This window comes from Brevundimonas sp. (assembly GCF_044239655.1).
GTDB lineage: Bacteria > Pseudomonadota > Alphaproteobacteria > Caulobacterales > Caulobacteraceae > Brevundimonas.
On the sequence record NZ_JBIIAY010000257.1, the window covers coordinates 1 to 3,364 of the forward strand.

General features: G+C 42.7%; 5 protein-coding genes. All 5 read left to right on the forward strand.

What is annotated here, in order from left to right; translation table 11 throughout:
* A partial coding sequence (locus ACILQR_RS17815) for a glycine-rich domain-containing protein (RefSeq protein ID WP_395652703.1) occupies positions 1 to 673 on the forward strand: 673 nt, incomplete at its 5' end.
* Positions 674 to 682: 9 nt separating this feature from the next.
* Positions 683 to 1,621 (forward strand): glycine-rich domain-containing protein, encoded by a 939-nt coding sequence (locus ACILQR_RS17820; RefSeq protein WP_395652704.1) that lies wholly within the window; start codon positions 683 to 685, stop codon positions 1,619 to 1,621.
* Positions 1,621 to 2,208 (forward strand): hypothetical protein, encoded by a 588-nt coding sequence (locus tag ACILQR_RS17825; RefSeq protein ID WP_395652705.1) that lies wholly within the window; start codon positions 1,621 to 1,623, stop codon positions 2,206 to 2,208. The genes ACILQR_RS17820 and ACILQR_RS17825 overlap by 1 nt, the downstream gene beginning before the upstream one ends.
* 3 nt (positions 2,209 to 2,211) lie before the next feature.
* On the forward strand, positions 2,212 to 2,727 hold the full coding sequence (locus ACILQR_RS17830) for a hypothetical protein (RefSeq protein ID WP_395652706.1): 516 nt from the start codon (positions 2,212 to 2,214) through the stop codon (positions 2,725 to 2,727).
* The gene (locus tag ACILQR_RS17835; protein ID WP_395652707.1) at positions 2,727 to 3,257 is read left to right on the forward strand and encodes a hypothetical protein; all 531 of its coding nucleotides are present in this window, start codon (positions 2,727 to 2,729) and stop codon (positions 3,255 to 3,257) included. Before ACILQR_RS17830 ends, ACILQR_RS17835 begins: the two co-directional genes overlap by 1 nt.
* Positions 3,258 to 3,364: the final 107 nt, after the last annotated feature.

Sequence of the window (3,364 nt, forward strand, 5' to 3'; positions counted from 1 at the left end):
TGCTTATACAGTAACTGTTGGCGGAGGCGGAGCCTCTCCTGGTCTTCCAGGAAGTAACTCAGTATTTTCAACAATTACATCTGTTGGTGGCGGCGGAAAAACAGACGCTAACAATGGTGGTGGCGGTAATGCTACTGGTGGTAGCGGTTCTGGTGGAGCAGGTGGAAGTAATCCAGATGCTGGTTCAGGAACTGCAAACCAAGGATATGCTGGTGGAGCAGGAAACCTAAATGGTGGATTTGCTGGTAGCGGTGGAGGTGGAGCAGGTGCCGTTGGTGGCAATGCTTCTGGCTCTAGCAGTGCTGCAATTGCTGGTAATGGTGGAATTGGAGTTCAAAGTTCTATAACTGGAACTGCAACTTACTATGCTGGTGGCGGTGGCGGTAACGACCAGCAGAATCCTTTTGGCGGTAGTGCTGGAGGTCTTGGCGGCGGCGGTGCAGGATATGATGGAAATTTTGGTCCTGCAACGGCTGGTACTGCAAACACAGGAGGTGGTGGAGGCGGAGCCTCTGGTCCAGGCGGTCCTTCTGTAAGTGGTGCAGGTGGTTCAGGCGTAGTTATTCTACGTTCTGTACTTCAAGCAGCAAACACAACAGGTTCTCCTACATACACAACCTCTGGTTCGTTTCATATTTATCAATTCAATGGTTCTGGTACAATTACTTATTAAGGAGTAACAATGGCTATTAGAAGTCTTAAGACTGGAGTGTTCAGTCGCAGTCTCCTTGTTGGTAATTCTGCATTTGCACCTAAAGCAACTGGTGGAACTATTGTTTTATTAGATGGATATGCTTATCATACTTTTACTTCATCTGGAACTTTTACACCATTGCAAAGTTTATCTGCTGATGTTTTAACAATTGCAGGTGGTGGTAGTGGTGGACCTGTTTACAACTTTTCTGTTGGTGGTGGAGGTGGTGCGGGTGGCTATAAACTGCAACTTGCACAATCATTAACTGCTATAGCCTACACTTGCACTGTTGGTGCAGGTGGTGCAGGCGGTGCTGGAGCAGGAGCAAACGGCGGTAACTCATCTTTTGGTTCAGTTTCAGGAACAATATATGGTGGCGGTGGAGGTGGCTCTAACGCATCATCTGGTGGCACACGTTCAGGCGCTAACGGTGGTTCAGGCGGTGGCGCAGGTGGTGGCGGTTTAGGTACATTTGCAGGCGGCACTGCAACATCTGGACAAGGTTCTAATGGTGGTGCTTACAACGGTTCAGGTAATGAAGGTGCTGGTGGTGGAGGTTTTTCTGCCGTTGGTTCAACAAATGTTGCACCTAATGCTGGACGCGGTGGCAATGGTGCAGGTGGTACAGGTTATGGAGATTATTTAGTTTTAGATGCTATTGGTACGGCTACTTCTGCTGGTCAATTATCTGGTGGAAATTATTATTTTGCTGGTGGTGGTTCATCTATTGGAAGCGGTCAAGCACTTGGTGGTGGTGGTTCAGGTGGCGGTTATGACACTACAACATTTAATAATCCTGGAAGTGCAGGAACTGCCAACACAGGTGGTGGCGGCGGTACTTATGGTTATGCGGGTTCATCTGGTCCAGCCCTACAAAATGGGTACAATGGCGGTTCAGGAATAATTATAGTGAGGTATCCAATCTAATGGCTGTTATCAGTATTAAAAACAAAATTAAAAGTGGCTCACTGCTGGTAGGTAATGCTTACTATGTGCCTCCTTCATTTGAGTCTATTGAAAGCATAAGCGGAACTGGAAGTAGTGGAACAATTACATTTACTTCCATTCCTAGTACTTATACTCATTTACAGATTCGTTATCTAGCAAAGACAAGTCGTGCTGCAGTTAATGACTATGCTAAATTACAAATTAACGGAGATACAACAACAAGTAATTATAGAAGCCACTCTCTTAACGGTGGAGGGTCTACGGCTTATTCAGAAACTCACGCTAATGCAATTGAAATTGGTGGTTTTCCTGGTAATACAAACGCTAATATGTTTGGCATTGGCGTTATTGATATTCTTGATTATGCAAATACATCAAAGTATAAAACAATTAGAGCCTTGAGTGGCTTTGATCAAAACTCTGCATCAACTGGTGCAGCATGGATTGGTTTAGATTCAGGTTTATGGATGAGCACTACCGCAATTAACTCAATTAGTATAATCGCAGGTACTGGTCCAAACTTCTCAAGCGCATCACGCTTTGCACTATACGGAATTAAGGGGTAACAAATGGCAGTAACATACGAACCAATAGCATCAGTAACTGCACCTGGCGGCTCATCATCTCAACTTGTTATGTCATCAATTCCTAGTACATATACAGATTTAGTATTAGTAGCATCTTGTAGAAGTTCAATTGCAGGCACTGGAAATGTTTTTTTCTGCAGAATTAACGGTGACAGTGCTTCTAATTATTCATACACAACACTTGCTGGAGATGGGTCTTCAGCATTTTCTGAACAAGTGACAACAGATAATTATTGCAGAATAGGTATTCATACTTCAGCAGGCAGCCCTAGCGATACTTTTGCTGCAAATGTTATTCATTTTATGAACTATGCAAATACAACAACTTACAAAACAATTATTAGCAGAGGTGCTTCTGCGGGATTTTGGACATTTGCAAATGTTGCTTTATGGAGAAAAACACCAGAGGCTATTACTTCTATAACTGTTTTTCCCGCTGGATTAAATAACTGGATTGCTGGTTCTACCTTTACTCTCTATGGAATTGCGGCTGCATAATGCCTAACACATTTAATAAAATTGCATCGGTAACTGTTGGAAGCGGTGGTGCTTCAAGCATTGACTTTACTTCTATCCCTAGCACTTACACGGATTTACTTGTAAAGTTAAGTATAAGAAATACATCTACTGAGTCTACTAATCAGATTTATGTACAGCCTAATTCAGCAACTACAAACCTATCAAGCAAACTTCTTTTTGGAAATGGTTCTATTGCTAGTTCTGCCAGTTATACAAGCGCCTCATCTCTTTGGGGTTACTGTTCTGGTAATGGTTCTACATCTAACACTTTTGGTAATTCAGAGTTTTACTTTTCCAACTACGCTGGAAGCAATAACAAGTCTGTAATTATAGATAGCGTTAATGAAACTAATGCAACATCTGCTAGTCAATCTTTGTTGGCTGGTTTATGGTCAAGTTCAACTGCAATTAATTCATTAAAGTTTTTAACGCAAGAAAATAGCACAGGAGATGCAAAAAACTTTGTTCAATACTGCACAGCAACTCTCTACGGCATATCAAACTCATAAGGAGAAATAATGACAACAGCAATCGAAGTAAACTGTGAAACAGGGGAAGTCATTGAGCGCCCTCTAACAACAGAAGAACTAGCACAACGCGAAGTAGACGCAGCAGC

What these genes read in the sequence shown, in the direction of transcription:
- ACILQR_RS17830 (WP_395652706.1), top strand. Translation starts at nt 2,212, where the DNA reads ATGGCAGTAACATACGAACCAATAGCATCAGTAACTGCACCTGGCGGC.
- ACILQR_RS17820 (WP_395652704.1), top strand. Translation starts at nt 683, where the DNA reads ATGGCTATTAGAAGTCTTAAGACTGGAGTGTTCAGTCGCAGTCTCCTT.
- ACILQR_RS17835 (WP_395652707.1), top strand. Translation starts at nt 2,727, where the DNA reads ATGCCTAACACATTTAATAAAATTGCATCGGTAACTGTTGGAAGCGGT.
- ACILQR_RS17825 (WP_395652705.1), top strand. Translation starts at nt 1,621, where the DNA reads ATGGCTGTTATCAGTATTAAAAACAAAATTAAAAGTGGCTCACTGCTG.